Below are 24,616 nucleotides of genomic sequence, written 5' to 3'. Positions count from 1 at the left end.
GTCGGGTTCGCGGCGTGCGGAGGGTCAGCGGCTGAGGCGCTGGTAGCGGCGGACGGCGAGCGGGAGGAAGATCGCCGTGAGGACGATCGGCCAGACGAGCGCCATCATCATGGCGTGCTGCTCGATCCAGGTGTCGCCGACGGCGGCCGGGTTGCCGAACAGCTCGCGGCACGCGGTCACGGTGGCGGAGACCGGGTTCCACATCGCGATCGTGCCCAGCCAGTCCGGCATCAGGGACGGCGCCACGAACGCGCTGGAGATCATCGCGAACGGGAACGCGACCGCGAACAGGCTTCCGGCGGCCTCCTCGTTGGGCACCAGGAGGCCCAGCAGGACGCCGATCCAGATCAGCGCGAAGCGCAGCAGCAGGAGGAGCCCGAAGGCGGCGAGGGTGTCGAGCACGCCGCCGCTGGAGCGCCAGCCGATCGCCAGCGCGGTCAGCGCGAGGACGACGAGGTCGAGGGACGCGCCGATCAGGTCGCCGACGCCGCGTCCGGTGACGACGGCGGACGGCGACATCGGCATCGACCGGAACCGGTCGGTGACGCCGCGGGCGCTGTCGTACACGACGACGTACGCGGTGTTCATGAAGCCCATCGCCATCGTCATGCCGAACATGCCCGGCATGAGGAACTCCTGGTAGTCGCCGCCGCCGGGGACGGACATCGCGCTGCCGAACACGTACCCGAACAGCAGGACGGAGACGATCGGGAACCCGAGCTGCCAGGCGATGTTGCTCGGCTGCCGGACGTAGTGGGTCAGGCCGCGCAGGACGATCGTCCAGCAGTCGGCCGCCGCCCAGTAGAGCCGCGTGCCGAGCGCGTCGTCGTCGGCGGTCTTGGCCTGGACGTTCACGCCTTCACCTTCTCCTTCTTCTTCGGGGCGTCCTTCTTCGGGGCGTCGTCGCCGGTCTCGGCGCGGTGGCCGGTGAGGCGGAGGAACACCTCGTCGAGGGTGGGGCGGCGCAGCCCGATGTCCTCGACGCCGATGCCGTCGTCCTGGAGGGTGCGGGCGACCTCGGTCAGGGCGGCGACCCGTTCGGTGACGGGCGCGTGCACCCGCGCCGCCGCCGGGTCGGTCTCCGGTTCGGCGGACGCGACGCGGGCGACGACCGCCGCCGCGGCGGACAGGTTCGCGACGTCGCTGACCACGACCTCGATCCGGTCGCCGCCGATCAGCCGCTTCAGCGACTCGGGCGGGCCGTCCGCGATGACCTTGCCCCGGTCGAGGACGGCGATCCGGTCGGCGAGCTGGTCGGCTTCGTCCAGGTACTGCGTGGTCAGCAGGACGGTCGTGCCCTGCGCGACGAGCGACCGGACGGAGTCCCAGACCTCGTTGCGGCCGCGCGGGTCGAGGCCGGTGGTCGGCTCGTCCAGGAACAGGACGTCCGGCGCGAAGATCATGCTGGCCGCGAGGTCGAGGCGGCGGCGCATCCCGCCGCTGTACTCCTTGAGGCCCTTGTCGGCGGCGTCGAGCAGGTCGAAGCGCTCCAGCAGCTCTTCGGCGCGTTCGGCGGCGCGCTTCTTGCCCAGGTGGAACAGGCGGCCGAACATGCGCAGGTTCTGCCGTCCGGTCAGGACCTCGTCCACCGCCGCGTGCTGGCCCGCCAGCCCGATCCGGCGGCGCACCTGCCGGGGGCGCGTGGCGACGTCCAGCCCGGCGACCTCGGCGCGGCCGCCGTCCAGCCGGACGAGCGTGGTCAGGATGCGCACGGCGGTGGTCTTCCCGGCCCCGTTCGGGCCGAGCAGGCCGTAGACCATGCCGCTCGGCACGGCCAGGTCGAAGCCGTCCAGTGCCCGTTTCGCTCCGTAGATCTTGCGGACCCCCTCGGCGAGGATCGCGTTCTCCGGCATGCCGCCTCCCATATCGCGTATACCCTACGCAAATTAGCGTACACTATACCCAAAGTCCAGCCGGGCCACGCGATAGCGTCGTGTCCCGAACGCCGGCGGGCGGCGCCGGACATGGGAAGAGCAGGACGGACGATGGCAACGGAGCACGGCGACGACCGCGATCTCGGACGCAGCCTGAAGCTGCTGTGGGGTGACCGGACCCGGCCGCCGCGCGGCCGCCCGCCCGGGCTCAGCCTCGACCGGATCGTCGCGGCGGCCGTCGAGGTCGCCGACGAGCTCGCCCTCAAAGAGGGGATCGAGGCGCTGTCGATGCGCCGCGTCGCGACCCATCTGGGCGTCGGCACGATGACGCTGTACCGGTACGTCCCGGGCAAGAGCGAGCTGCTCGACCTCATGCTCGACCGCGTCATCGAGGCCTCCGGCGACGACGAGCCGGAGTGCGCGGACGACGAGCCGGAGCGCGCGGACGACGGCCTCGGCTGGCGCGAGATCCTCCTGGCCGACGCCCGCGGCCACTGGCGGCTCTGCCTGGACCATCCCTGGTACCCGTTCGTGGACCAGAGCCGTCCGCTCCTCGGCCCGAACTCACTGCGCGGGCTGGACCAGCTCCTCGGCCAGTTGCGCCGCTTCGGGACCGACGACCGGACGCTGATGATGATGGTCGGCGTCCAGTACGACTACGTGAACGGCGTCGCGCGCAGCCACATCAACGAGCTCCGGGCCGTGGCGCGGACGGGCGTCAGCAGCGAGGAGTTCTGGCAGGAGCAGGGACCGACCCTGGAGAGCGCCCTGAACAGCGGAGCCTTCCCGACCATGGCCAGCCTGGACGACAAGACCTTCGACTTCTCCTACGAGCAGCTCTTCGAGTTCGGCCTGGCCCGCATCCACGACGGTTTCGCCCCCGTCCTGGACGCGCCCGCGTGACGCGCCCGCAAGGTCGTGACGCGCCCGCAAGGTAAGGCCGGTCAGCCCGGGACGGGGAACGCGACCGGGCTGCGGTGGCCGTCGCGGTCGACGGCGCGGACGCCGAAGAACGCGTTGTCCTTGGACAGGTCGATCCGGACCTCGGTGACGTTCCCGACGGGGATGACGTGCGTCCAGTCGGGGCTGGTCGTCTCCCGCCACACGACCTCGTACCCGGCGAGGTCCGGCTCGGCGCCGCGGTCCCAGACGAGGTCGGTGTCGTTGGTGAGCGCGCTGGTGCGGACGCGGGCGTTCTTCGGCGTCCCGGGCGCCTGGGCGAGCGACCACAGCGCGGCGGCGTTCACCTTGGCGACGCGGGCGATGTACGCGAAGTCGCAGAACTCGGGCAGGTCGCCGTACTGCTTGCCGTCCTCGACGCGGACGTCCTGGTGCTGGTGGGCGAAGTCCTCGTGCGGCTCGGTGAAGCGGGCGGCGGGGTAGTCCTGCTCCAGGTAGCCGATGTGGTCGCCGCCGCGCAGGTAGCGGTCGCGGCGGTAGATCGTCCGGACGTGCATGCCGGTCGCGTCGTTGTCGGCGACGGACGAGACGAACCGGGCGAGCTGCCGGGACGGGGAGTCGTTCTCGCCGCCGACCGAGCGCCGCACGTCGCCCTCGCCCGGGGACTCGGCGGTCGGCACGCCCTCGGCGAACAGGCGCAGCGAACGGGGGTCGCGGGTGCCGTCGTCGGCGGTGCTGCTGCCCACGATGTCGTTGGTGAACATCCCCTGCACGTCCGCGCTAGCCGTCCTGTACTGCTTCGCCTGGTATCTGGCCCCGTACAGGCCCTGCTCCTCGCCCGCCACGGCGGTGAAGACGAGGGTGGCCTCGGGACGCCGCTTCGCCATCACCCTGGCCAGCTCCATGACGACCGCCACGCCGGACGCGTCGTCGTCGGCCCCGGGCGCGTCCGCGGTGGCGTTCATGACGTCGGTGACCCGCGAGTCGTAGTGGCCGGACACCACGTAGATCCGGTCGGGGGTCGCCGAGCCGCGCAGCGTCGCGACCACGTTGGTGATGCGGGTCGCCGTCGGGATGCGCGGCCCCGGCTCCTGGACGTACGACTGCAGCTCGGCGGTCATCCGGCCGCCGGACGCGGCGGCATAGCTCTTCATCTCCGCGAGGATCCAGTCGCGGGCGGCTCCGATGCCGCGCTCCGGATCGTCCTGGACGGACAGCGTGTGCCGGGTGCCGAAGCTCACCAGCTTCCGGACGTTCGCCTCGACGCGGTCCTGGTCGATCTCGCGCAGCAGCGCGCGCAGCTCGGCGTCCGGGCGCTGGTCGGCGACGGGCTTGCCGGGACCGTCCGGCCAGCCGCGCTCCTTCGCCGCCGCGGGCGCGGCGGTCAGCGCGGCGCCGGCGCCCGTCGCGGTGACGGCGGCGGCCGCCGCAGTCGACAGGGAGAGGAACGTCCTGCGGCTGGCGGTGGTCGGCGTCGCCTCGGCCTGCGATGCGGCGCCGGCCTGCGATGCGCTGCTGGCCTGCGATGCGCTGCTGGCCTGCGATGCGGTGCCGGCGGGGGACGTGTTGTCGGCGGGGGATGCGTTAATGGCCACGCATCGATCTTTCTCCGTATCGCGGCGGTGTCCAGGACCAGAGGCGACAGTCATCGCCCCGCCCGGGTGTGGACAATTGCGATATGGCTTTCATCCACGAGACCACGATGACGCCCGGCAAGCTGGAGCTGCTCGCGGCATGGCTGCCCGCGCGGCCGTGGTACGCGGGCTCGCCGGACGCGCCCGTCCTGTCCAAATCCGGGGGGTTCCGGCTCGACGACCCGGAGGGCGCGGTCGGGATCGAGTTCATGGTGGTCACGGACACGTCCGGCGGCGCCCCCGTCGCCTACCACGTGCCGGTCAGCTACCGCGGCGCGCCGCTCGACGGGGCCGACCGGGCCCTCATCGGCACGTCCGAGCACGGTGTGCTGGGACGGCGCTGGGTGTACGACGCCACCCGCGACCCGGTCGCCGTCGGGCAGCTCCTCGCGCTCCTCCAGGGCCGTGCCGAGCCGCAGCACCAGAACCAGAGCGACACCCCTGACCCGTCCGTCGTCAGCGACTTCACCGGCGACGGGGCCTCGGCGCTGGTCGCGCTGGCGTCCGTCGAGGACGCCCGGCACGGCACCGACATCACGGTGGAGACCAAGCCTCGCGGCCCGCTGACCATCCGGGTCGTGCGCGTTCTCCGCGAGGATCAGCCCGGGACGGGCGACGCTCTGGGCTCCGTCACCGCCGAGTGGCGATCACCGGACGGCGGCCAGAGCCGCGGGCCCTTCGCCGTCCTAGCCGTTTGACCCCGGCATTTTTCGTCGGCCTGGCAGTCCTTGGTCAGTGGGCGTCGGCCTTGGCGTATTCGCCGATGCCGCCGCCGAAGTCGAACGCGACGCACGGCTCGTCCCCGACGACCCACGCGTCATGGCCGGGCGTCACGACGAACACGTCGCCGGGACCGACCTCCCCTTCGGCGCCGTCCTTCGTGCGAATGCGCATCCGTCCTTGGACGATGTAGCCGTTGTGGTGCACTTCGCAGAGGTCGGTGCCCGCGATCTCCTTGACGGACTCCGTCCAGCGCCACCCGGGCTCGAACGTCGCCTTGCCGAACACCAGCCCGGACAGGTTGACGAGTTCGAGGTGCCCCTTGGACATGTCGCGCCGGTCGTCCGGTTTGTCGATGCTCTTGATCTCCAGCATGATGGGTCCCCCTTTCACCATCAGTTCCACGCTTGCACCGGCCCTGACCTGCGTCAAGGCATCCGAACACCCGATATGAAGAGGCGACGTGGAGTATTTCTTCTACTGCCGTGACCGGCCGGGGAGCGCGGCACTGCGTTCGGAGCTGGTCGAAGCCCACTGGACGTTCATGGACCGCTACGCCGAGACGCTGATCGCGCGCGGCCCCACGCTCACGCCGGACGGCATGACGGCGACCGGCAGCCTGCACATCGTCGGTCTGCCCGATCCGGCGGCCGCGCGCGAGTTCGCGTTCGACGAGCCCAACTACCGGGCCGGTGTTTACCGGGAGGTCCTCGTCCGCCGCTGGCGGAACGTCCTGGGCCGCACGATGTGGCAATTCACCGGGGCGATCGCCGGATACCAGCGGTTCCTGATCCTCGCTCAGGCCAAGCCGGGAACGGCCGCGTCCCGCGATTCGCTGGACGAGGCGCACCACGAATACCTCGACCGCGGCTACCGCGAACGCCTCATCGCCTACGGCCCGCTCTTCTCCGAGGACGGCGCCGAATGGGCGGGCACCGCCCTGCTGGTCGAACTGCCGGACCGAGCCGCCGCCGAGTCCCTGATGGCGGACGAGCCCTACGCCCGGAGCGGCCTGTACGAGAACGTCGAGATCCACCCCTGGGAATTCGGCGGCCGCAGGTGATCTCGGTGTAACGGCCGGCCGTCCCGCGACGTATCGTCGCATCGTGATGCTGCTTTCGGTCAACATCGGCAAACCTCGGACCAACCCCTGGAACAAGTCCCCGACGACGGGCATCGACAAGCGTCCGGCCGACGGCCCGGTCATGGTCGCCGCGCCGGACCCCGCGGCGCCCGGAGCGGTCGGCCTGGCCGGCGACAGGACGTTCAGCACCGGTCACGGCGGGCCCGACCAGGCCGTCTACGCCTACGCGCGCGAAGACCTCGACTTCTGGCAGGACGAACTCGGCAAGCCCCTGCCCGACGGCGTCTTCGGCGAGAACCTCACCACCACCGGGATCGACGTCAACGGCGCCCTGATCGGCGAGAGGTGGCGGCTGGGGGCCGGCCTCGTCCTGGAGGTGAGCTGTCCGCGAATTCCCTGCCGCACCTTCCAGGGCTGGCTGGACGAGGAGGGCTGGATCAAACGGTTCACCCGGACGGCCCGTCCCGGCGCCTATCTACGCGTGATCGAGCCAGGCGAAATCCGCACCGGCGACCCCGTCGAAATCGTGTCCCGCCCCGAACACGACGTGACCGTGGCCATTGCTTTCCGAGCCCTCACCACCGAATCCGACCTGCTGCCGCGGCTACTGCCGATTGACGCCCTGCCAGAGGAACAGAAGGACAAGGCCCGCCGACGCATCGCCTGAGACGCCGGAGTCGGACAACGAATGCGGATCGGCCCGGCTCGGACGCGTCCGGGCCGGGCCGATGCCCCCGGAGACTCGCCGGGCCTCAGCTCGCGATCGCCGTGTCGAGCATGCCGGGCTCGTACGAGCCGCCCTGCTTGCGCGTGATCACGCCGAGCCGGTTGGCCGCGTTGACCAGGGAGATCAGGGCGACGAGCGCGGCGACCTGGTCGTCGTCGTAGTGCTCGCGCACGTCGGCCCAGGTCTCGTTGGACACGCCGTGGTGGGCGTCGGCGAGGCGGGTGCCCTCCTCGGCGAGCGCCAGCGCGGCACGCTCCGGCTCGGTGAACACGGCGGATTCGCGCCAGGCGGCGACCAGGTTGAGCCGGAGGGCGGTCTCGCCCGCCGCCGCGGCCTCCTTGGTGTGGAGGTCGACGCAGAAGCCGCAGCCGTTGATCTGGCTGATGCGCAGCGACAGCAGCTCCTGCGTGGTCCTCGGCAGCGGCGACTGGTGGACGACCAGTCCGGTGTTGCCGAACCGCTTGTAGAACTTGGCGCCGAACTCGTTGGCCGTCATGTCGATACGGGATTCCATGGCCTCTCCCCAGCTCTCGATCTTGAGTGCCGCGCTGTCCGTCCGCGCGGCGTCCTACGACAGGGAGACCCCGCCCGCGCGGTCCCTGTGACATCCCCGTTCATGTGACCTGCGCCACCGGCTGGGGATGTCACACCACGGCGGGGGCCGGAGTCTTGTGGGTGGGGACGATCGTCGGCGAACGGGGAGGGACCGTCCATGAACGAGCCGGAGCAAGGCGGCGACGGCCGTCCGGACCCTGCCACCGGGACGTTCATCGCCCACCGAAACCTGCTCTTCACCGTGGCCTACGAGCTGCTCGGCTCGGCGGCGGACGCGGAGGACGTCCTCCAGGAGACCTGGCTCAGGTGGACGAAGGTCGACCTCGCGACGGTGCGGGACCGGCGCGCCTACCTGGTCCGGATCGCCACCCGCCAGGCGCTCACCCGGCTGCGGACGCTCGGCCGCCGCAAGGAGACCTACGTCGGCCCCTGGCTGCCCGAGCCGCTGCTGACCGCGCCCGACGTGGCGGAGGACGTCGAGCTGGCCGAGAGCGTCTCGATGGCGATGATGCTGGTGCTGGAGACGCTGACGCCGCTGGAGCGGGCGGTTTTCGTGCTCCGCGAGGTGTTCGACTTCGGGTACGACGAGATCGCGGGGGCCGTGGAGAAGAACCCGGCGGCCGTCCGGCAGATCGCGCACCGGGCGCGGGCCCATGTCGCGGCGCGCCGTCCGCGCGGGGCCGCCTCGCCGGACGAGACCCGGGGCGCGCTGGAGGCGTTCCAGCGGGCGCTTGAGACGGGCGACGTGCAGGGCCTGCTCGACGTCCTCGCGCCTGACGTCGTCGTGATCGGGGACGGGGGCGGCGTCAAGCAGGCCGTGCTGCAGCCCGTCGTGGGCGCGGACAAGGCGGCCCGCCTGTTCACCGCGGGCCTCGCCAAGGTCGACGCCGTCATGACGGTCGAGCCGGTGCAGATCAACGGCGGCCCGGCACTGCTCCTGCGGCTGGACGGGGAACTCGACGGCGTCCTCGCGATGCGGTTCGACGACGGCCTGGTCAGCGGCTGCTACTACGTGCGCAATCCCGAGAAGCTGTCGCGGGTGGAGCGCGAAACCGCGGTGACCCGCTGACCCCGCCCAACCGGTCCACCCGGCCCAACCCGCCCAGGTTCAGCCGAGACCCGGGGGCCTGGGACGGCCCCCGGGTCGGCGCGTGTTGCGCTGCGGATTACGCGGGGACTTCCCTGAGGACGCGCGAGCCCCACGGGCACCAGGTCAGCCCGGGGAGGAACGCGCCGCCCGCCTCGTCGAGGTGCTCCTCGACGTAGGAGATGGACGCGTCGCAGACCTCGGTGGCGATCTCGAAGAACTGGATCGTCGCCGGGTCGAGGTGGTAGCTCCAGCCGGGGTTGTACGACGCCGGCTGCTTGACGATCTTGCCCATGACCTGCGGGTTGTCGGTGGCGGTGCCGTTGATCAGGTCGCGGGCGTGCTGGATCTCGGCGGGGTCGGTGAGTTCGATGACGGCCTCGTCGTCGCTGGCCATGTCGGTGAAGACGAAGTGGGCCGCGGCCGACGGAGCGGCGTCGGCCGGACGGGCCGCGGCCATGACCAGCAGCCCGGCTAAGGCCAGGGCCACGGCTCCTGCGATCGCTCGCGGGCCCTTGATCGTCATCTGCTGCACGGGTTACCTCCGGTGGGTCGTGAGGAGATCACGGGGTGCTACGACTTGATCATCACATGGCCCGGACGGGGTCCCCCGGCGTCCGCCGGCTGCCCCTCGGCGCCCCGCCTGGGGCCCTCCGCGGCGACCTGCTCGCTAACCTCGAAGCCAGGGCCGAATCCGGTCATTCCACCCGTTCTCAAGGCCCCAGGAGATCAGGTGGCGTCGCGGTCGGCGTCCTCTCGCACCAGTGCGCGCACCGCCACTGCCTGAGGCGCGTCGAGTTCCTCGAAAATGGCGAGCGCCCGCCGCCAGGTCCGCCTCGCGCCGTCGATGTTCCCGGTATCGCTCTCAATTCTTCCCAGGGTGTAAAGCGCCAGAGCCACGCCGTGGCGATTTCCTATCTTGCCCGCGATGGTCAGCGCTTCCCCGCAATAGATGGCGGCCTCGTCGAACTGCTTGATGTGATAGTGGTTGTGGCCGAGACCGAACAGCGCCCGGCTCCGGCCCCACTGGTCGTCGATGCGGTTGAAAATGGCGAGGGCTTTTCGCAGGTGGGCGATGGCGTCGTCGTGGTCGCGGCAGGCTCCGAGCAGGTCACCGAGCCCGTAGAACGACCACGCCACGCCCCATTCGTCGTCGATGGCGGTGAACAGGCGCAGGCCGCTCCGGCAATTGCGCAGGGCGGCGTCGAACTGCCGGAGGTCCCGGTAGGTCATGCCGAGCACGCTCCGTGCCGACGCCTCTATCCACAGCTCGCCGATCTCCTGGGAAATGGCGATCGCCTGCTCGAACTGCTCGACGGCGTCGTCCAGGCGGCGAATATCTCGGTACGCGTTGGCCAGGCTGGCGCGGCTGAACGCCTCCGCGAACCTGTCGTCGTCATCTTGGGACGCCCGGACGCCCAGGCGGCTGGTCGTGATCCAATCACTCCAGCGCGTCGCGACGCTGAAATAGCTCCAGAGGATCTGCGGCAGCTTCTTCGCGACTTCGTACCGGCCGGACTCCACCGAATGGTGAACTGCGGCCACCAGATTGGGCCGCTCGGATTCGCACCAGGCCACCGCGTCGGTCGGGTTCCGCAGCTCGATCGGGCGCACGCCCGCGGGCGGCGGGCCGAGCTCGATGTGCCGGCGCAGCGGCATGATCACCCTGTCCGCGCTCAGCGCGGTGTGCATGTACCAGTGCAGGACGCGGCTCCCGGCCTCGTCGCGCTCGGCGGCGGACTCGTCCTCATGCGCCCGGTCGACCGCGTAGGCCCGCAGGAGGTCGTGGAAGCGGTAGCGGTCGTGCGAGGTCTCCTGGAGCAGATGCGCACCGGTCAGCTTGCCGAGCAGCAGCCGCGCGCCGGGACCGTCGGCGCCGATGAGGGCAGCCGCCCCGCCCCGGCTGACGTCCGGCCCGGGATGGACGCTGAGCAGCCGGAACGCCCGCGCCTCCGCCGGGGACAGGGCGTCGTACGACCAGGAGAACACCGCTCGCACGGCGGTGGCCTGGTCATCGTCGGTGGCCAGCAGGTCCAGCCGTTGGCGCTGGTCGGCGAGATCCTGGACCAGATCGCCGAGGGCGATGTGCTTTCGCGTGCGGGTCAGCTCGGCGACCAGGCGCAACGCCAGTGGCAGGCAGGCGCACAGCCGGACCAGTTCGGCCGCCGCGGCGGGCTCGGCGTCCGCCCGGCGCGACCCGATGTCCTGGCGGAGCAGCCGCAGCGCCTCCTTCTCGGCGAGCAGATCGAGGCAGAGGCGGTCCGCGCCTTCACGCACCGTGAGCCCGGACAGGCGGCCGCGGCTGGTGACGAGCACCATGCACCGCGACGAGCCGGGCAGCAGCCACCGGACCTGTTCGGACGACGCCGCGTTGTCCAGCAGGATGAGGATTCTCCGGCCGCTGACCTTCGTCCGGAACAGGGCGGCGCGCTCCTCCAGGTTCGGCGGGATCGCGGAGGGGGCCGTGCCCAGGGCCCGCAGGAACCCGTCGAGGGCCTCGGCCGGTTCCATCGGCGGCCCGACGGGGTCATAGCCGCGCAGGTTCACGAAGAGGGACCCGTCCGAGAAACGGTCTTGGACGGTGTGCGCCCACCGCACCGCCAGGGCCGTCTTCCCGACGCCCGCGGTCCCGGAGACGACGGCGACGGTCGCCGCGGACGGGTTCGCACCGGCGTCGTCCTGGAGCCGGTCGAGGTGCGCCAGTTCCTCGTGGCGGCCAATGAAGCCGTGGATGTCGAAGGGAAGCTGCCTGGGAGCCGCCGACCGCTCAACCGACCGCGTGGCCGCGAGATCCGCCACCGGACGCACGGCCGCGAGATCCGCCACCGGACGCGCAGCTGCGAGGTCCGCCACGGGCCGGGCGGCCGCGAGGTCCGTCACCGGACGCGCGGCGGCGAGGTCGGCCACCGGCCGGGCGGCGGTGAGGTCGGCTGCCGGGCGGCGGCGGCCCGAGGTTTCGTCGCTCCCGGCCTGGTCGGGACGTCTGTCGCACGATGAACCGGCGAGTATCCGATCCTGCAGCCGGCGCAGCGACGGCCCCGGCTCGATCCCGAGCTGGTCGACGAGATGGCCGCGCGCCTCGGTGTAGGCGTACAGGGCCTCCCCGGCCCGGCCCGCCTGGCACAAGGCCACCATCAGGTGTTCCCAGAGCCGTTCGCGCAGCGGGAAATCGGCGACGAGTCCCCGCAGTTCCCCGATGACCTCACAATGCCCGCCGCATATCAGATCGGCTTCGATCCGCTGTTCGAGGACCGATAACCGCCTTTCCTCCAGCTGCATGGCTCCGGCTTGCGCCCGCGCGGAAAGCCCCAGCCCGCCGAGCGCGGGTCCCGTCCACAATTCCAGGGCGCCGCGCAGGAAATGGGCCGCCTCGGACGGGTCGCCGTCGTTCAGGGCCGTCCCTCCCGTGCGGGCGAGCTGCTCGAATTCCAGCAGGTCCAGTTCGCCGGGCTCGGCATGGAGCACGTAGCCGGGGGCGCGGGTGGCGATCCGTCCGGCCGCCTCGCGGCTGCCGCGGCGGAGCGCGGAGCGTAATCGGCTCACATGCACCTGGACGAGATTCTCGGCCGTTGCCGGTTGCCGCTCGCCCCACAACCACTCGATGAGGCGATCCCTGGAAACGACCTGGTTGGCGTGCAGAGCGAGCAGGCCGAGAACCGCGAGTTGAGCCGGACGGCAGGCGCCGACCAGATTCCGGTCCGCATTCCAGACTTCAACAGGACCCAGGACTTTTACTCGCATGGCGCCCCACTCCGTGCGTCAACGCTCGTCCGGTCGGCAAATCATGATCACGGCCAGTCCGGCGGGGGCCGTTCCGCCGGACGTCCAGCACACGGCAAGCGTTCGTCAAGCCGGCGGGCAAGCGTTCCGCCAGCCTCACCTGCCACGGTGCGCGAGGAGCCTGATCATGGACGGAGAACGGTCGGCGAACGCGTCCCGTTCCCCGATGACGAAATGGCCGCGAGGGGGACGCGATGGAGCCGTTGAATTTCCGCGTACTCGGTCCGCTTGAACTCCGGCGGGGCGAACGTCCGGTCGACCTGACCTGCCAGCAGCGGGCGCTGCTGGCCGCGCTGCTCGTCGACGCGAACCGCGCGGTGCCGACCGATCGCCTCGCCGAGGCACTGTGGGGTGAGAACCTCCCGGCGGCCGCGCCGAGCAGGGTGCGCACGCTCATCTCCGACTTGCGCAGGGTCTGCGACGCGGACCGGATCCTCACCGCCAGCCGCGGCTACCTGGTCCGCGTCCGGCCCGGGGAGCTGGACGCTGACGTCTTCGCGACCACGATCGACGAGGCGCGCGAGGCGTCGGCCGAAGGCCGGCTGGAAGACGCCAAGGCATTGTTCGATGCGGCCCTCGGCTTGTGGCACGGCGAGCCCGCATGGGAACTGGCGGGGACGTCGGTCTGCGCCGAAGTGTCGCGTTTATGCGAGTCCTGGCGGGCGGCGATGGAGGCGCGGGCCGAGGTCAAGCTCACGCTCGGGCTGCATTCGGACGTCATCTCGGAGATGCGGCGCCTCGCCGCCGAACACCCGCTGTGCGAGCGGCCGCATGCGCTGCTCATGCTCGCCCTGCAACGCGGCGGAAGGCTCGCCGAGGCGCTTGCGGTCTACCGCGACCTGCACGCCCGGTTCGTGGACGAACTCGGCATCGAACCGTCCGCCGACCTCCGCGACCTGAACCGCAATCTGCTCACCGAAGAACCGGGGCCTGCCGTGGCCGGTTCTTCGGTGCCGGTGCAGGTGCCGGTGCCGGTGCCGGTAAGGCGGCGCAGCCCGTGCCTCCTTCCCGCCGATACCGCCGACTTCGTCGGACGCACCGCGGAAATCGAGGCGGTCACCGGGAAACTGTGCGGAGAGGCCACCGCACCGCCCATCGCCAGCATTTGGGGGATGCCCGGCACAGGGAAGACCGCTCTGGCTCTGCATGTGGCGCACGCGCTACGGCCCCGCTTCCCGGACGGCCAGCTTTTCGCGTGCCTGCGCGGCAGCGCGACTCCCGGGTCGCGACGCTCGGCGGACGTGCTCGCCGAATTCCTGCGCGCCCTCGGCGCGGACGGCGCCCACCTCCCGGAATCCGCAGATGAGCGGGCCGCGATGTACCGGGACCTCATCACCGATCGGCGCGTGCTCGTCGTCCTCGACGACGCCCAGGACGAGGCACAGGTCGAACCGCTGCTCCCGGGCACCCCCGGCTGCGCGGTGCTGGTGACGTCCCGCTTCCCCCTGCTGGGCCTGCCGTGCTCCTGCACGCTCCGGCTGGACGTACTTCCCGAACCGGACGCCCGCGTCCTTCTGGGCGCGATCGCAGGACGCGAACGCGTCGACGCCGACCCGGTGGCCGTCGGCGAGCTGCTCCACGCCTGCGGCGGCAGGCCCTTGGCGGTCCGCATCGCCGGCGGCCGCCTCGCCATGCACCCGCATCGCTGACGGCCGACGCGGCCAGGCGAGACCCGCCGACCGGATGCCGCAGCCCGAAATCCGGTCGGCGGGGCTGTCTCGTGGCTACGGGCACTTACCGAAGCCGACGTAGTCGATGTTGTGCTTGACGACGTTCCAGAGCCGCTTGTGGCCCTTCACGCCGGGCTTGACCTTGATGGTCCGGCACTTGCCCAGATGCGGGACGGAATCGGTGTAGAACACCTTGATGTAGTTCGTCCCCTTGCAATGGTTGTTGAAGTAGAAGGTCGTGGAAGCGCCTCCGGGCGACCAGGAGATATTGAACTTCTTCCCCTTGGGCTTGGTGCACTTCCGGGACTTCCGGTGAACGGCCATCGTCGAAGCGTCCGCGGCCTTCGCGGACACGGTGGTCCCGGTGGTCCCGGCGGCCCCGGTCGCCTGGACCGGGCTCGCGGACGCAACGGAGGGAACCGAGGCGATAGCAGCCACCGCGATCGCCACCGCGGCCGTCTTGCCGAGCAGATGACTCATGCCGATACTCCTTTGATCGTGCCGTCGTCAGCCGGGGATCACGGCCACAGGGGGCACTTTCCGAAGTCCACGTTCATCAGGTTCTGGTAGTAGATCCGGTGCAGCTTCTTGCGGCCCTTCACGCCGGGCTTGACCGTGATGTTCTTGCATTTTCTGCCGTTGGACTGGTACCAGACCCTGATGTAGTTCTTTCCCTTGCAGTGGTTGTTGAAGTAGAACGTCGTGGACGAGAAGCCGTCGGCCCAGGAGATGTTGAACCTCTTCCCCTTCGGCTTCGTGCACTTCCGGTGCTTGCGGTGGACGGACATCGTCGACACGTCCCCGGCCTGCGCGGACGCGCCGGTCGCGGCGGCCCCCGTGGTCCGGGCGGCCCCGGCCGGAGCCGCGGACGCGGTGGCGGGGACCGTCCCGATAAGTCCGGCGGCCATGACCACGGCCGCCGTCACGCCAATTGTGCGGTGCATCGCAGAACCTTTCCCAGTCGGTGTTGACTGCGGACGCCTAGGGGCGCTTCTTCGAGGCTTCCACCTTGATGAGCCAGGCCGGACGGGGCTTGAAGGTCTTGGTGCCCTTGGAATTCTTCTTCACGGTGAAGGGGTAGGAGAACACCACCCCGCCGCTGTTCTTGTAGTACACCCTGACGTACCATTTGTGGTTGCAGGGATTGGTGTAGCTCAGCCGCGTCCACCTCTCGTTGGGAGAGCTGTTCTTGATCTTGAACTTCTTCCCGGTCGGCTTCGAGCACTTCCAGGACTTCGACGTGAACGCGAGCGCCGAGGCGTCAGCCACTCCCGACGCGGAGTCGGCCACCCCCGACGCGGACTCGGGCACCCCCGACGCGGAGTCGGCCGAGACGGGCCCGGCCATCACCCCGAGAAGAACTGCTGTTCCGGTCAAGCAGATTGCGGCTCGCACGTTTTCACCCCTATTCCAATGAGCGACCTCATGTAGAAAGGCGTCTACATACGTCCGGACAATAGGAGGCAGCGCGCCTGATCCGCGCCTGATCCGCGCCTGGGACAGGACACGGAAACGCCCAGGAGCCGGCCTGACCGGCCCCTGGGCGAATGGGGTGCGACACCGCACCACGAGCTGTTACGGCGCGTGAACCTCCCTGATCAGGCGGGACGTCCAGGGGCACCAGACCAGGCCGGGCAGGAACGCGCCGCCCGCCTCGTCCAGGTGGTCCTCGACGTAGGGAATGGTCGCGTCGCAGACCTCGATGGCGACTTCGAAGAAGTCGATCGTGTCCGGGTTGTAGTGGTAGCTCCAGCGCGGGTTGTAGTCGGCCTGGCGCTTGACGATCCGTCCGACGACGTGGGGCCTGTCGACGGTCTCACCGTTGACCAGCTCCCGGGCGTGCTGGATCTTGGCCGGGTCGGTGAGCTTGAGGACGGCCTCCTCGCGGGTGATGTCGGTGAACACGAAGTAGGCCGCCGGGTCCGCGCTGGCGGGCGTCGCGTTGGCGAACGTCAGCGGCACGACGAGGGCCAGGGCGACGGCCGCGGCGATGGCCCGGACGCGCGTCTTAGCCGTCCGCAACGCGGACGGTGCAGTGAACTTGTACACGTTCCCTCCGTAGATTCGGCGGGCCGCTGTGGCGCGACCCGAGCGCTACATACCCACCGCAATCACTTAACTACTGTCCGTGTCATTTTCTGGCCATGCGCACGGTTGAGGCCCTGGCGCCACTGGACATAATCAGGGCACGTTCGCTCTCGCCCGTCAGCAGAAGGAGGTGTCGTCCATGTCCATCCGCCGGGTCATGCCCGATATCCGCTCAGAGGCCATCGAGGAGAGCCGCGACTTCTACGGCCGCTTGGGGTTCGAGGAGGTCATGAACCTCGGCTGGGTCGTGACGCTCGCCTCTCCGTCCAATCCCACGGCGCAGGTCACCTTCATGACCCACGACAAGACCGCGCCGGTCGTCCCCGACATGAGCGTCGAGGTGGACGACGTCGACGCGGTCTACGCGCTGATGCGGGAGAGCGGCGCGGAAATCGTCCACCCCTTGCAGGACGAGGAGTGGGGAGTGCGCCGGTTCTTCGTCCGCGACCCCAACGGCCGCGTGGTCAACGTGCTGACCCACCCATGAGCCCCAAGGCCACGCTGGTTACGGCATTAGGCGTCGCAGCCATACCCGTCCTGACGTCTCCCGCTGCCTCCGAACCCCCGCCGCACGCGACACCCACGATTGAGATCGCGTCCACGAATGGGTCGGGCTGCCGCCCCGAGACCGTGACCATCACCCCGGAACCCAACGGCTTCACCGTCAAATACAGCCGCTACTCGGCGAAAATCGGCGGCGAAGCCCTCCCAACGGACTTCCGCAAGAATTGCCAGCTCAACCTGCGGATCGTCCCCCCGAAGACCTTCACATACGCAGTGATGCGCATCGACCACCGTGGCTCAGCCCAATTGGCACCCGATGCGACGGGTGTTCTCAAGGCGTCGCAGTACTACGCGGGCGCCCCAGGACATGCACCGATCTACCACTCGTTCAAGGGCCCCTTCTCCAACGGCTGGCAGGCCACCGAGACGATCGACCCCGGCCGGCTCATCTATGTGCCGTGCGGCGAGGAGCGCAATCTGAACATCTCCACAGAACTGCGCCTCACCGCCCCCGACCGGACCAGGGCAAGCACCTTGGACATGCACGCCGACCTCGGCAGCACCTACCACTTCACATGGAGGAACTGCCCGTCAGCCGGGACGTGAGACGGCCACCGCTGTGATCGTGTGGTGTGTTGGAACCAGACGATCGGCGGTGGCCGCGCCACCTACTGCGGAAGACATCGACCCGGCCGGGTGGGCCGTTGGGTTCGATGAGCCGGAGTATTAGTCGAGTTTGAGGTTTAGGGTCCTTTCCTCTCCGTCGCGCGTGATGGTGATGGGTACGGTGCTGCCGGCGCGGTGGCCTTCAAGCGCCGCGTTGAATTCCCTGCCGTTGGCGATCGGCTTGCCGTCCACGGCGGTGATGCGGTCGTCGGCCTTGAGCCCGGACCTTTCGGCGTTGCTGTCTTCCTCGACGAACAGGACGCGGACACCGCCCCCGCCGGGCGCGTCCCTGGGGTACATCGACGCCGAGCCCTGGGTGCCCGGTCGAATGTTCACGGTCAGCGGCTGGGTGACGCCCTCGGTGCTCGTGGTGCCGCTGAACCGGCCGCCTTCCAGGGGCGCGTCGGCATTGGCGGCGACCCGTACCTGCAGCGGAGCACTCCATGTGTAACCCGCCCCCGCGACATCGAGTGTCGCGGTGCGGCCGCCCGAGCCGATCCTGGCCGCGCACCCGACGTTGCAGTTCGTGGGTACCTCGACGATGCGGGTGTACTTCGGGGCGACGAACGTCACCCGGGTCGGGTGGTGCCGGGTCTGATGGTCGGGCGGGTACGACACGGTCTGTGCCCCGCCGGGTGCGCTCAGGTTCGGCACGTTCGACTGCGGCTGGAGCCCCCGCAGGCTCACGACCGGGGCCTGTGCCGTGGCCGCCGCGGCTGCCCCCGTACAGGTGAGCGCGGCGACGCCCATCGTCGCGGCGGCGAGGACGGTAACGGATCCAGATTTCACGAATCATCCCTTTTCGAAGCCGGGGACGGCTACTTCACGGCACGTCCCCATACGAATACCGAGAGTGACATTCCCTGGTAGGCACATCTCCGAACCTGCCAACGGACGCCACCGCGACGCCGGGCACTAGGCCGGCAATGGAAGCAGGGTGAAGGCGAACGTCCGGCTCGTTTTGCGCGTGAGTGCGACCTCGCATTTCACGCGGCGCTCGACGGCCCTTCTGCTGAGCCCGAGCCCCTGACCGATCAAGCGATCCGGCCTGAGCGGCACGGGAGCCTCGAATGCGACGTCGACGCGCACCGGCCAGTCCGCGTCGAGCGGCGGCACCTCCGGCGTATCGAGGTACCACGCACCGTCCCAATCCAGGGTGAACCGGTTGCGGCGGGCGACCGACGGATCCAGGAGCACCCGCTCGACGAGCTGCGGGTCGTTCTCCTCGAAGCCCCGCAGCCGATCGACCGAGCGCACCGGAACACGCTCATGAACCGCGATCTTCGCGGTCGCGCCACAACGGACGCAGTCGACCAGGAGCCACACGTCGAGGAGCTTCTTGTTGGCGTTGACGCGGAACATCCGCCGCTCAGCCGTGGCCGTCGTCCCCCGGCACTCGACGCACCGCACGGACAACAAAGGCAGGCGGACACACCGCACTGCCCAGGACAGCACGAAACAAGCTCTATTGGGTTGTGAAGACACGATCTCTCTAAGCCCTGATACAAGGCCGCGCACAGACGGCCAGGAACGCTAAAGAGCCGGGCACGCAGCCCGGCAGAGGCCGACAGGGGTCGGCCTACGAAGCGCTGGTGATACGGGTCAGAGAGAAATAGCGGGCGTGTTCACGCGCGTGTCCTCACGATCTACGACGACGAACGCACCGTACACAGCCGCCCGCCCCCGCCGTCAATCCAATTTCCGGACGCGACCGCTCACCGCGAGCGGCTCATCACGTACTGCGTTCAGGGCGTCCACAATTGCACCGTCCCGTTGAGGCCGACGGTGGCCAGGGACTTGCCGTCCGGACTGAACGCCACTGACACGACGCGTTTCTTGTGACCGGTGAGCTGGCCGACCTCGGAGCGGCTCCCGACATCCCACAACCGCACCGTCCCGTCGTCACCGCCGGTGGCCAGGCGCCTGCCATCGGGACTGAACACCACCGACACGACGCGTTTCTTGTGACCGCTGAGCTGACCGACCTCGTAACGGCTCCCGACATCCCACAACCGGACCCTTGTGTCGCTGCCGGCGGTGACGAGCGTCCTGCCATCCGGGCTGAACACCACCGCTAAGACCGCGTTGCTCCGGCCTTTGTGGAGGAGGGGTTGGCCGATCTGGCGGCAGTTCCCGGCATCCCACAAGCGGACCCTTGTGTCGTTGCCGGCGGTGGCCAGAGTCTTGCCATCCGGACTGAACGCCACTGCCAAGACCCGGGCTTCGTCCCTTATGAGGGACATGCCAGAGGGTTGGCCGACCTGGGAGTGGTTCTCAACGTCCCACAACCGAACCGTCTTATCGCTGCCGCCGGTGGCCAGCGTCCTGCCGTCCGGACTGAACGCGACCGCATCGACCGATCCGAACTTGCCTTTATGCCCGAGGGGTTGGCCGATCTGGGAACGATGGGGAACGTCCCACAACCGCGCCTTGTTTCCGAGACCACCGGTGGCTAGCGTCGCACCGTCCGGACTGAACGCCACCGCATGGATCGGGTATCCGTCGGTGAGGGGTTGACCGATCTGGGAACGGCTCCGGACGTCCCACAACCGAACCGTTTTATCGCCGCTCCCGGTGGCGAGGGTTCTGCCGTCCGGGCTGAACGCCACAGTGGTCACGGGGGTCGCATGGCCGGAGAGGTGGCCGATCCGGATCGGATGATCTCGCGCGAGGGCGGGGAAAGGTCCGTTGGAGCCGTGAGTCAGATCCGGTCTGGTGGCGGTTGCGGGTTCCTGTCGTAAAGACTTGGCGGCCTGCGCGGCAGTGGGACGGCCGGACGGAGTCTCACACATCAGGTCGTTGATGACGTCCTGCAAGCCGCCGACCTGGGACATGGGTGCCGGTCTATCCCGCCTGAACCCGACGAACGCGTGACGGCCCTCAAGGGCGAAATACAGGGTGGCGCCCAGCGACCAGACGTCCGATGCCGGAGTGGCCTGTCGCCCTTCCAATTGCTCGGGGGGCATGTAGGCGGGGGTGCCGAGAAGCATGCCGCTGTGGGTGATTCGAGCGGCTCCATCGACGGCGGCGATTCCAAAATCAGTGACCAGGGCCTGATCCGCCTCTAACAGGATGTTGGCCGGCTTGATGTCCCGATGCACGATCCCGGCGGCATGCGCGGCAGCCAGCGCGTCGGCCACCTGGGCGCCGATACGCGCGGCCCGCTCCATGGTCAACGGACCGTCATTCTTGACGGCCTGTTCCAGGGAGCAGCCGGAAACCAGGTCCATGACGATCCACGGCAGACCGTCCTCGTCGTCCACGAGGTCATGCACCGTGACAATGCCCTGATGCCGCAGCGCCGCCGCGGCACGAGCCTCTCGATGCATCCGGCTCACCAGCAGCGCGACAGCCTTAGCACCGATGTCGGACGGCACCTTGAGATGTTTGACCGCCACCTCTCGACTCAATCGCTCATCCCGGGCGCGCCACGCCGCCCCCATCCCGCCTTCACCCAGTAACCCCAGCAGCCGATACCGTCCGGCCACAAGACTCCCCGGCGCCGTCATACCGGCAGACAACCACACCGACCCGGCCCAGTCGCGCCAAATAGCAAATGCCTCAAGCAATGCCCGGCCCGGCTCAGCCTTCGGGGCCACGTTGTCGATCACAGCACCGCCGCCCGCGACGAGCTGGCCCCGCGGGGCGGATGTCCGCCTCTCGCAGGACCACCTCAAGGATCAGGCGCAATGTGCTGTCACTCGGGCACCGAATGGTCAAGAATCGCCACCGCCCGGTTGCGGACCCGGCTCCGAACCACGCCTTGGCCCCGTCACCCGCGAACCATAGGGACAATTTCCAGGACCAGTTCCGTGCCGTGAGCGGGAATGCGCCATCCCGAAACGTCAGGCGCACGCGCCCCGCCAGCCACTGCACTAGCCCGGCATGTCCGCCCACGCCTGGCCAGCGACCGCGGACCCACGGGGGACGCCCGAAAGGGGGCCGAAGCAGGCCATGACCCAGCCGGCGCAGCAGCCAACGGGGACCTCGGCGAGAACGGCGCGCACGTCCGTGGCTTCCAGGATTCGTGGAACGACGAAAGGGAGACCGGGGCCGGGCTCACAAGTAAACGGCGCATAGGTCACGGGTTCGGCGGTCCGCATGACGCCGGTCAGCGTGAGCCATAGCCGTGGAAGCCGGGCGGGAATGCGACGGACCGGTCCGTCGTGGTTCCAGAACCAGCCGTCGATATCGACCCGGTCCAGCGGCCAATGCACGGTGTCACCGGAGTGCGGGTCGCGGGACAGGGAATCTCGGGCAGCCAATCCTGATCGCGCCGCGACAACTCGTCCAGCCTCGCCGCCGCCATACGCCGCCCCATCCCGCCTTCTGGACCAGGTCAGGGGTGCTCCCAGGTGGCGCGCAAGCGAGCCGTGCGGGACCGGCCCGATCACCACACGAGGACGACCTTCATGTCGTACACCATGGGCCGGTATCCATTAATATCCAGCGAGACGAAGCCTTTATGATTGTCCTTAAAAATGGTCCGCTGGCAGTTGAGCTCCTTGTTGTAACACTCGGCTACCTGATCCTCGTCGAAATCGTCTCCGGCGTCCTTCAGCCATTTCGACACCGACTCGAAGGGGGTCGGGTCGGCGCAGGCGCCGGGAGGATTGCAGATCATTCGCCAGATCGCGGTGTAATCATCGTTCTTTTCGTCGACCCAACCACCTTCATAGATCCTCATGTTCCGCGGCTCGCCCAGTTCGACGACCCAGGCTTCGAGAAACCGCTTGGGCTCCCCCTGCTGGTGGACGACCACACTGATCACGACGATCAGACCCACGACCAGCACAAGGGCCAACGGGATGAGCATGAGTAGCTTCTTCGAACGCCTACGTCCCGTCCGATACGGCGGCCCGTACGGCTGAAACGGCGGCCCGGGATGCCCTGGATATCCCTGTGGCGGCCCCGGAGGCCGAGGAGGTCCGGGCGGACTAGGGGGACCAGGCGGACCCTGGGGAGGCTGTGGAGGTTGCATAACGCGTTACACAGTACCGAGCAACGCACGCGCATTCACCAAACCCCACGAAATATGGCGACAGGGAGACGATCAAGCAGGCCATTCATAGAGGCGACCTGTTATCCGCACTGAACATGAGATTGGGCCCGTCCGAATCCCGAGAATGCCACCTCAGCCATGGCAGCCGGGCCCGCGCCTTCGATCGGTCACGGCGGCGGGGCGAGCAAACGGGCCAGTGGCGCTGTCTCAGCACTCGTCAGCTGTCGGGATGAACGTTGTTGATCACGATGCTGTCGCCCGTGACGAGGTAGTAGACGGTGACATCGTCGCGAGTGAGCGTGTAGTGGTCGTACTCCAACCCCTCGATGCCGAGCGGCTTGGCATCGGGCGGAACCGGATCGCTCAGCAACGACATGATCACGAGCTGAACGGCCGTGCGATAGTGGGGCGCCATGCCAGCGATCAGGAGCCGGAGACTGCGCGGAACGACGAGGTGATCAGGCAAGCCAGTCACCAGAGGCAACTTGTTCGCGCGTGTAAACCTCGTAGCCGGGTGGGGTCTCACCGGCGTCCAGATACGGCTTGATGCGGCTAGCCTCCTGGTCGGCGTGCCGGGCAACACGCTCGCGGCGGAGCTGCTGGAGTTCCTGCCATTCCTGCTCGGTGACCAGCACCACAGGATCCCTACCGTTCTTGGTGATCCGAGGGTGAGACCGGCCGTGAACCACGGCGGCGTGCATGTCGCCAAGGCGCTTCCGCGCCTCCTTGATCGGGTAGGACTCCATACAGGCACTCTAGTGCACACAATGCCACAGGTGTACATGGTGTACACCTGTGGCATTTGGACACCAGCGCCCTGCCGCTCCTCCGCGACTGGTGCGGTGATGGAGGGACGGGGCCTGGTTGTGGGACGAACTATTCAGTCGACGGAGCTGTCCAGCCATCGGCCGTCCTGCATGACCGTACGCCCGACGAATTCGTGGAAGCCGTTCCAGACCTGGATGCGCCGGGGTTGCAGGCGCAGGTAGACGAACCTGCCCTCCGGCGAGTTACGCGGGTCTGTGGAAACCTTGGCGTAGCGCTCACCAATTTCGACGCTGATGTCGGGGACATCGATGGGCGAAGCGGCGGCGTCAATCATGACGACGTCGGCGGTGTCGCCGACAGCGACCCTGGCCCGCGGGTGAGCTTCGATGTTGGCGACGGTCCTGCTGCCGGCAAAGGTCGCGGTGTACAGAACCGACCCGTCCCAGACATAGGCGACCGGGATCAGGTGCGCGCCACGACCGTCACTGCCGGTGGCCAGCCACATCTGGATGCCGGATTCGAGCCGCTTGCGAGCATAGGCCCGCCGCTCGGCCAGGCTGCGCGGGACCGGGATGAGTTCTTCGTCGGCGACCACGACGATCCCCCTCACATTCACTTAGGTGCAAGTTCCCTCCCCTGCTGGAGGGTCTACTCCTAAGACGAACGGCGAATCGCACGTCACGACACATCGCTGGGAGAATTCATGAGTCACGAAGGTCCGCAGCGGCCCGAACTGGTCGAGGCCGAACACCGTTCCGGGAACCGGACCTCCCGGTCGCCGTGGCTCCCGCCCGGTCAGGGCCCCCCGGCCCAGCCCGGCGTCACCCAACCCGATGAACGTTCGTGGTCACCGCACTAGGTCGAACTCGTCAGACCTCACCCGGCGCGTGAACGCCCGCCACTTCCGCCACGCTGAACGCGAGCTTGGCCCCGTCCGAATCCTTGGAGTCCGCCGCCCCAACCGCCCCGGCGAGGCCCCGCGACCTCCACACAGTTGCCCACCCTGACCACTACTGCGGCTGCTCTTGCGCCACCGGACGTCCGCGCATCCCGTCCCTAACCTTCCGGGTCGAACTCATTTGTCTTCACTCGGTCGGCGAATGCCCGCCGCGCCGCACGACTGAACGCCAGCTTGAGGCCAGGCGGATCCTTGGAATCACGAACCCCAACTGAGGTAGCGAGGTACGCGACCTCGACGCATTGACCGCCTTGGCTACTACTGTGCTCGCTCTTACGCCACTGGACGTCCGGCTGGCCCACGGCTAGGGCCCCAAGTTGCACTTGCACCCCTTCACCTGGTCGGCGAACGCGCGCCACGCCACGACATCGAACGCGAGTTTGGGGCCGTCGGGGTCCTTGGAGTCACGAATCGCCACCACGGGCGCGAGGTCTGCGACCTGCACGCAGCCGCCACCCTGGCCGCTGCTGTGGCTGCTCTTTACACCACCGGAGGCTCGACAGATCGGGGGTGCTCACGTGCAGTCCTCCAAAATCTTCCTGATCATCATGAGAGACGCCCTCGCATCCGGGACATCGGCCCTGCCAGGTCCCGTTGTG

At 68.9% G+C, this 24,616-nt stretch carries 28 protein-coding genes; 8 read left to right on the top strand and 20 right to left on the bottom strand.

Annotated elements, in window-relative coordinates; genetic code table 11:
• Positions 1-24: 24 nt before the first annotated feature.
• Both ACH35V_RS04480 and ACH35V_RS04475 read right to left on the bottom strand, forming a co-directional pair.
• Complete coding sequence (locus ACH35V_RS04480; protein WP_395970230.1) at positions 25-855, bottom strand: ABC transporter permease; 831 nt, start codon at positions 853-855, stop codon at positions 25-27.
• Positions 852-1,853 (bottom strand): ATP-binding cassette domain-containing protein, encoded by a 1,002-nt coding sequence (locus ACH35V_RS04475; RefSeq protein WP_395970229.1) that lies wholly within the window; start codon positions 1,851-1,853, stop codon positions 852-854. The genes ACH35V_RS04480 and ACH35V_RS04475 overlap by 4 nt, the downstream gene beginning before the upstream one ends.
• 132 nt (positions 1,854-1,985) lie before the next feature.
• Here ACH35V_RS04475 and ACH35V_RS04470 point away from each other — a divergent pair, with 132 nt between their 5' ends.
• Complete coding sequence (locus tag ACH35V_RS04470; RefSeq protein ID WP_395970228.1) at positions 1,986-2,777, top strand: TetR/AcrR family transcriptional regulator; 792 nt, start codon at positions 1,986-1,988, stop codon at positions 2,775-2,777.
• Between the two features lie 41 nt (positions 2,778-2,818).
• Here ACH35V_RS04470 and ACH35V_RS04465 read toward each other — a convergent pair whose 3' ends face one another.
• Positions 2,819-4,369, bottom strand: coding sequence for a M20/M25/M40 family metallo-hydrolase (locus ACH35V_RS04465; protein WP_395970227.1), 1,551 nt, complete (start codon positions 4,367-4,369; stop codon positions 2,819-2,821).
• An 83-nt stretch (positions 4,370-4,452) separates the two neighbouring features.
• Between ACH35V_RS04465 and ACH35V_RS04460 the strand changes: the two genes are divergently transcribed.
• Positions 4,453-5,106: a 1,4-alpha-glucan branching protein gene (locus ACH35V_RS04460; RefSeq protein WP_395970226.1), complete on the top strand. Its 654-nt coding sequence runs from the start codon at positions 4,453-4,455 to the stop codon at positions 5,104-5,106.
• A gap of 34 nt (positions 5,107-5,140) precedes the next feature.
• On the opposite strand, the gene ACH35V_RS04455 is transcribed toward ACH35V_RS04460, so the two are convergent.
• Complete coding sequence (locus ACH35V_RS04455; protein ID WP_395970225.1) at positions 5,141-5,503, bottom strand: cupin domain-containing protein; 363 nt, start codon at positions 5,501-5,503, stop codon at positions 5,141-5,143.
• An 88-nt stretch (positions 5,504-5,591) separates the two neighbouring features.
• On the opposite strand from ACH35V_RS04455, the gene ACH35V_RS04450 reads away from it, so the two are divergent.
• Together ACH35V_RS04450 and ACH35V_RS04445 are read left to right on the top strand one after the other, a co-directional pair.
• On the top strand, positions 5,592-6,191 hold the full coding sequence (locus ACH35V_RS04450; protein ID WP_395970224.1) for a YciI family protein: 600 nt from the start codon (positions 5,592-5,594) through the stop codon (positions 6,189-6,191).
• A 46-nt stretch (positions 6,192-6,237) separates the two neighbouring features.
• Complete coding sequence (locus ACH35V_RS04445; protein WP_395971130.1) at positions 6,238-6,879, top strand: MOSC domain-containing protein; 642 nt, start codon at positions 6,238-6,240, stop codon at positions 6,877-6,879.
• A gap of 85 nt (positions 6,880-6,964) precedes the next feature.
• Here ACH35V_RS04445 and ACH35V_RS04440 read toward each other — a convergent pair whose 3' ends face one another.
• The gene (locus ACH35V_RS04440) at positions 6,965-7,453 is read right to left on the bottom strand and encodes a carboxymuconolactone decarboxylase family protein (RefSeq protein WP_395970223.1); all 489 of its coding nucleotides are present in this window, start codon (positions 7,451-7,453) and stop codon (positions 6,965-6,967) included.
• Between the two features lie 198 nt (positions 7,454-7,651).
• On the opposite strand from ACH35V_RS04440, the gene ACH35V_RS04435 reads away from it, so the two are divergent.
• Positions 7,652-8,563, top strand: coding sequence for an RNA polymerase sigma-70 factor (locus tag ACH35V_RS04435; protein WP_395970222.1), 912 nt, complete (start codon positions 7,652-7,654; stop codon positions 8,561-8,563).
• A gap of 97 nt (positions 8,564-8,660) precedes the next feature.
• Here the strand turns inward: ACH35V_RS04435 and ACH35V_RS04430 are convergent, their stop codons facing one another.
• Together ACH35V_RS04430 and ACH35V_RS04425 are read right to left on the bottom strand one after the other, a co-directional pair.
• Positions 8,661-9,107, bottom strand: a complete 447-nt coding sequence (locus ACH35V_RS04430) for a calmodulin-binding protein (RefSeq protein ID WP_395971129.1) — start codon at positions 9,105-9,107, stop codon at positions 8,661-8,663.
• 203 nt (positions 9,108-9,310) lie between these two features.
• Positions 9,311-12,322, bottom strand: coding sequence for an AfsR/SARP family transcriptional regulator (locus ACH35V_RS04425; protein ID WP_395970221.1), 3,012 nt, complete (start codon positions 12,320-12,322; stop codon positions 9,311-9,313).
• Between the two features lie 233 nt (positions 12,323-12,555).
• Here ACH35V_RS04425 and ACH35V_RS04420 point away from each other — a divergent pair, with 233 nt between their 5' ends.
• On the top strand, positions 12,556-14,010 hold the full coding sequence (locus ACH35V_RS04420; RefSeq protein WP_395970220.1) for a BTAD domain-containing putative transcriptional regulator: 1,455 nt from the start codon (positions 12,556-12,558) through the stop codon (positions 14,008-14,010).
• A 75-nt stretch (positions 14,011-14,085) separates the two neighbouring features.
• On the opposite strand, the gene ACH35V_RS04415 is transcribed toward ACH35V_RS04420, so the two are convergent.
• From ACH35V_RS04415 to ACH35V_RS04400, 4 genes are all read right to left on the bottom strand, one after another.
• On the bottom strand, positions 14,086-14,511 hold the full coding sequence (locus tag ACH35V_RS04415; RefSeq protein WP_395970219.1) for a hypothetical protein: 426 nt from the start codon (positions 14,509-14,511) through the stop codon (positions 14,086-14,088).
• Between the two features lie 38 nt (positions 14,512-14,549).
• The gene (locus ACH35V_RS04410) at positions 14,550-14,975 is read right to left on the bottom strand and encodes a hypothetical protein (RefSeq protein WP_395970218.1); all 426 of its coding nucleotides are present in this window, start codon (positions 14,973-14,975) and stop codon (positions 14,550-14,552) included.
• A 37-nt stretch (positions 14,976-15,012) separates the two neighbouring features.
• Positions 15,013-15,378: a hypothetical protein gene (locus tag ACH35V_RS04405; RefSeq protein ID WP_395970217.1), complete on the bottom strand. Its 366-nt coding sequence runs from the start codon at positions 15,376-15,378 to the stop codon at positions 15,013-15,015.
• A 228-nt stretch (positions 15,379-15,606) separates the two neighbouring features.
• Entirely contained in the window at positions 15,607-16,080 is a 474-nt protein-coding gene (locus ACH35V_RS04400) for a calmodulin-binding protein (protein WP_395970216.1), read from the bottom strand.
• Between the two features lie 178 nt (positions 16,081-16,258).
• On the opposite strand from ACH35V_RS04400, the gene ACH35V_RS04395 reads away from it, so the two are divergent.
• Together ACH35V_RS04395 and ACH35V_RS04390 are read left to right on the top strand one after the other, a co-directional pair.
• Entirely contained in the window at positions 16,259-16,606 is a 348-nt protein-coding gene (locus ACH35V_RS04395) for a VOC family protein (protein WP_395970215.1), read from the top strand.
• A complete protein-coding gene (locus tag ACH35V_RS04390; RefSeq protein ID WP_395970214.1) occupies positions 16,603-17,229 on the top strand; it encodes a DUF4360 domain-containing protein in 627 nt (208 codons plus the stop codon). Before ACH35V_RS04395 ends, ACH35V_RS04390 begins: the two co-directional genes overlap by 4 nt.
• 120 nt (positions 17,230-17,349) lie before the next feature.
• On the opposite strand, the gene ACH35V_RS04385 is transcribed toward ACH35V_RS04390, so the two are convergent.
• The 9 genes from ACH35V_RS04385 to ACH35V_RS04345 all read right to left on the bottom strand — a co-directional run bounded on the left by ACH35V_RS04385 (position 17,350) and on the right by ACH35V_RS04345 (position 24,462).
• Complete coding sequence (locus ACH35V_RS04385; protein ID WP_395970213.1) at positions 17,350-18,078, bottom strand: PDZ domain-containing protein; 729 nt, start codon at positions 18,076-18,078, stop codon at positions 17,350-17,352.
• Positions 18,079-18,204: 126 nt separating this feature from the next.
• Complete coding sequence (locus ACH35V_RS04380) at positions 18,205-18,651, bottom strand: DUF1062 domain-containing protein (protein WP_395970212.1); 447 nt, start codon at positions 18,649-18,651, stop codon at positions 18,205-18,207.
• A 383-nt stretch (positions 18,652-19,034) separates the two neighbouring features.
• The gene (locus ACH35V_RS04375) at positions 19,035-20,900 is read right to left on the bottom strand and encodes a WD40 repeat domain-containing serine/threonine protein kinase (RefSeq protein WP_395970211.1); all 1,866 of its coding nucleotides are present in this window, start codon (positions 20,898-20,900) and stop codon (positions 19,035-19,037) included.
• Positions 20,901-21,679: 779 nt separating this feature from the next.
• Positions 21,680-22,105: a hypothetical protein gene (locus ACH35V_RS04370; RefSeq protein ID WP_395970210.1), complete on the bottom strand. Its 426-nt coding sequence runs from the start codon at positions 22,103-22,105 to the stop codon at positions 21,680-21,682.
• Between the two features lie 403 nt (positions 22,106-22,508).
• Positions 22,509-22,766, bottom strand: a complete 258-nt coding sequence (locus ACH35V_RS04365) for a hypothetical protein (protein WP_395970209.1) — start codon at positions 22,764-22,766, stop codon at positions 22,509-22,511.
• Positions 22,750-23,037 carry a type II toxin-antitoxin system Phd/YefM family antitoxin gene (locus tag ACH35V_RS04360; RefSeq protein ID WP_395970208.1) on the bottom strand — a complete coding sequence of 96 codons (288 nt, stop codon included), beginning with the start codon at positions 23,035-23,037 and terminating at the stop codon, positions 22,750-22,752. Before ACH35V_RS04360 ends, ACH35V_RS04365 begins: the two co-directional genes overlap by 17 nt.
• 134 nt (positions 23,038-23,171) lie before the next feature.
• Positions 23,172-23,654 carry a pyridoxamine 5'-phosphate oxidase family protein gene (locus tag ACH35V_RS04355; RefSeq protein ID WP_395970207.1) on the bottom strand — a complete coding sequence of 161 codons (483 nt, stop codon included), beginning with the start codon at positions 23,652-23,654 and terminating at the stop codon, positions 23,172-23,174.
• A gap of 461 nt (positions 23,655-24,115) precedes the next feature.
• Complete coding sequence (locus tag ACH35V_RS04350) at positions 24,116-24,319, bottom strand: DUF397 domain-containing protein (RefSeq protein ID WP_395970206.1); 204 nt, start codon at positions 24,317-24,319, stop codon at positions 24,116-24,118.
• A gap of 2 nt (positions 24,320-24,321) precedes the next feature.
• On the bottom strand, positions 24,322-24,462 hold the full coding sequence (locus ACH35V_RS04345; RefSeq protein WP_395970205.1) for a DUF397 domain-containing protein: 141 nt from the start codon (positions 24,460-24,462) through the stop codon (positions 24,322-24,324).
• Positions 24,463-24,616: the final 154 nt, after the last annotated feature.

Source organism: Actinomadura sp. 1N219, from assembly GCF_044326405.1.
Classification (GTDB): Bacteria; Actinomycetota; Actinomycetes; order Streptosporangiales; family Streptosporangiaceae; genus Spirillospora.
The sequence above is the reverse complement of the archived record's forward strand: the minus strand, read 5'-3'. Positions and strand labels throughout refer to the sequence as shown.

What these genes read in the sequence shown, in the direction of transcription:
- ACH35V_RS04430 (WP_395971129.1), bottom strand. Translation starts at nt 9,107, where the DNA reads ATGACGATCAAGGGCCCGCGAGCGATCGCAGGAGCCGTGGCCCTGGCC.
- ACH35V_RS04405 (WP_395970217.1), bottom strand. Translation starts at nt 15,378, where the DNA reads ATGGCCGGGCCCGTCTCGGCCGACTCCGCGTCGGGGGTGCCCGAGTCC.
- ACH35V_RS04420 (WP_395970220.1), top strand. Translation starts at nt 12,556, where the DNA reads ATGGAGCCGTTGAATTTCCGCGTACTCGGTCCGCTTGAACTCCGGCGG.
- ACH35V_RS04460 (WP_395970226.1), top strand. Translation starts at nt 4,453, where the DNA reads ATGGCTTTCATCCACGAGACCACGATGACGCCCGGCAAGCTGGAGCTG.
- ACH35V_RS04390 (WP_395970214.1), top strand. Translation starts at nt 16,603, where the DNA reads ATGAGCCCCAAGGCCACGCTGGTTACGGCATTAGGCGTCGCAGCCATA.
- ACH35V_RS04380 (WP_395970212.1), bottom strand. Translation starts at nt 18,651, where the DNA reads ATGTTCCGCGTCAACGCCAACAAGAAGCTCCTCGACGTGTGGCTCCTG.
- ACH35V_RS04475 (WP_395970229.1), bottom strand. Translation starts at nt 1,853, where the DNA reads ATGCCGGAGAACGCGATCCTCGCCGAGGGGGTCCGCAAGATCTACGGA.
- ACH35V_RS04445 (WP_395971130.1), top strand. Translation starts at nt 6,238, where the DNA reads ATGCTGCTTTCGGTCAACATCGGCAAACCTCGGACCAACCCCTGGAAC.
- ACH35V_RS04395 (WP_395970215.1), top strand. Translation starts at nt 16,259, where the DNA reads ATGTCCATCCGCCGGGTCATGCCCGATATCCGCTCAGAGGCCATCGAG.
- ACH35V_RS04455 (WP_395970225.1), bottom strand. Translation starts at nt 5,503, where the DNA reads ATGCTGGAGATCAAGAGCATCGACAAACCGGACGACCGGCGCGACATG.
- ACH35V_RS04360 (WP_395970208.1), bottom strand. Translation starts at nt 23,037, where the DNA reads ATGGAGTCCTACCCGATCAAGGAGGCGCGGAAGCGCCTTGGCGACATG.
- ACH35V_RS04370 (WP_395970210.1), bottom strand. Translation starts at nt 22,105, where the DNA reads ATGCTCATCCCGTTGGCCCTTGTGCTGGTCGTGGGTCTGATCGTCGTG.
- ACH35V_RS04470 (WP_395970228.1), top strand. Translation starts at nt 1,986, where the DNA reads ATGGCAACGGAGCACGGCGACGACCGCGATCTCGGACGCAGCCTGAAG.
- ACH35V_RS04410 (WP_395970218.1), bottom strand. Translation starts at nt 14,975, where the DNA reads ATGCACCGCACAATTGGCGTGACGGCGGCCGTGGTCATGGCCGCCGGA.
- ACH35V_RS04425 (WP_395970221.1), bottom strand. Translation starts at nt 12,322, where the DNA reads ATGCGAGTAAAAGTCCTGGGTCCTGTTGAAGTCTGGAATGCGGACCGG.
- ACH35V_RS04415 (WP_395970219.1), bottom strand. Translation starts at nt 14,511, where the DNA reads ATGAGTCATCTGCTCGGCAAGACGGCCGCGGTGGCGATCGCGGTGGCT.
- ACH35V_RS04440 (WP_395970223.1), bottom strand. Translation starts at nt 7,453, where the DNA reads ATGGAATCCCGTATCGACATGACGGCCAACGAGTTCGGCGCCAAGTTC.
- ACH35V_RS04435 (WP_395970222.1), top strand. Translation starts at nt 7,652, where the DNA reads ATGAACGAGCCGGAGCAAGGCGGCGACGGCCGTCCGGACCCTGCCACC.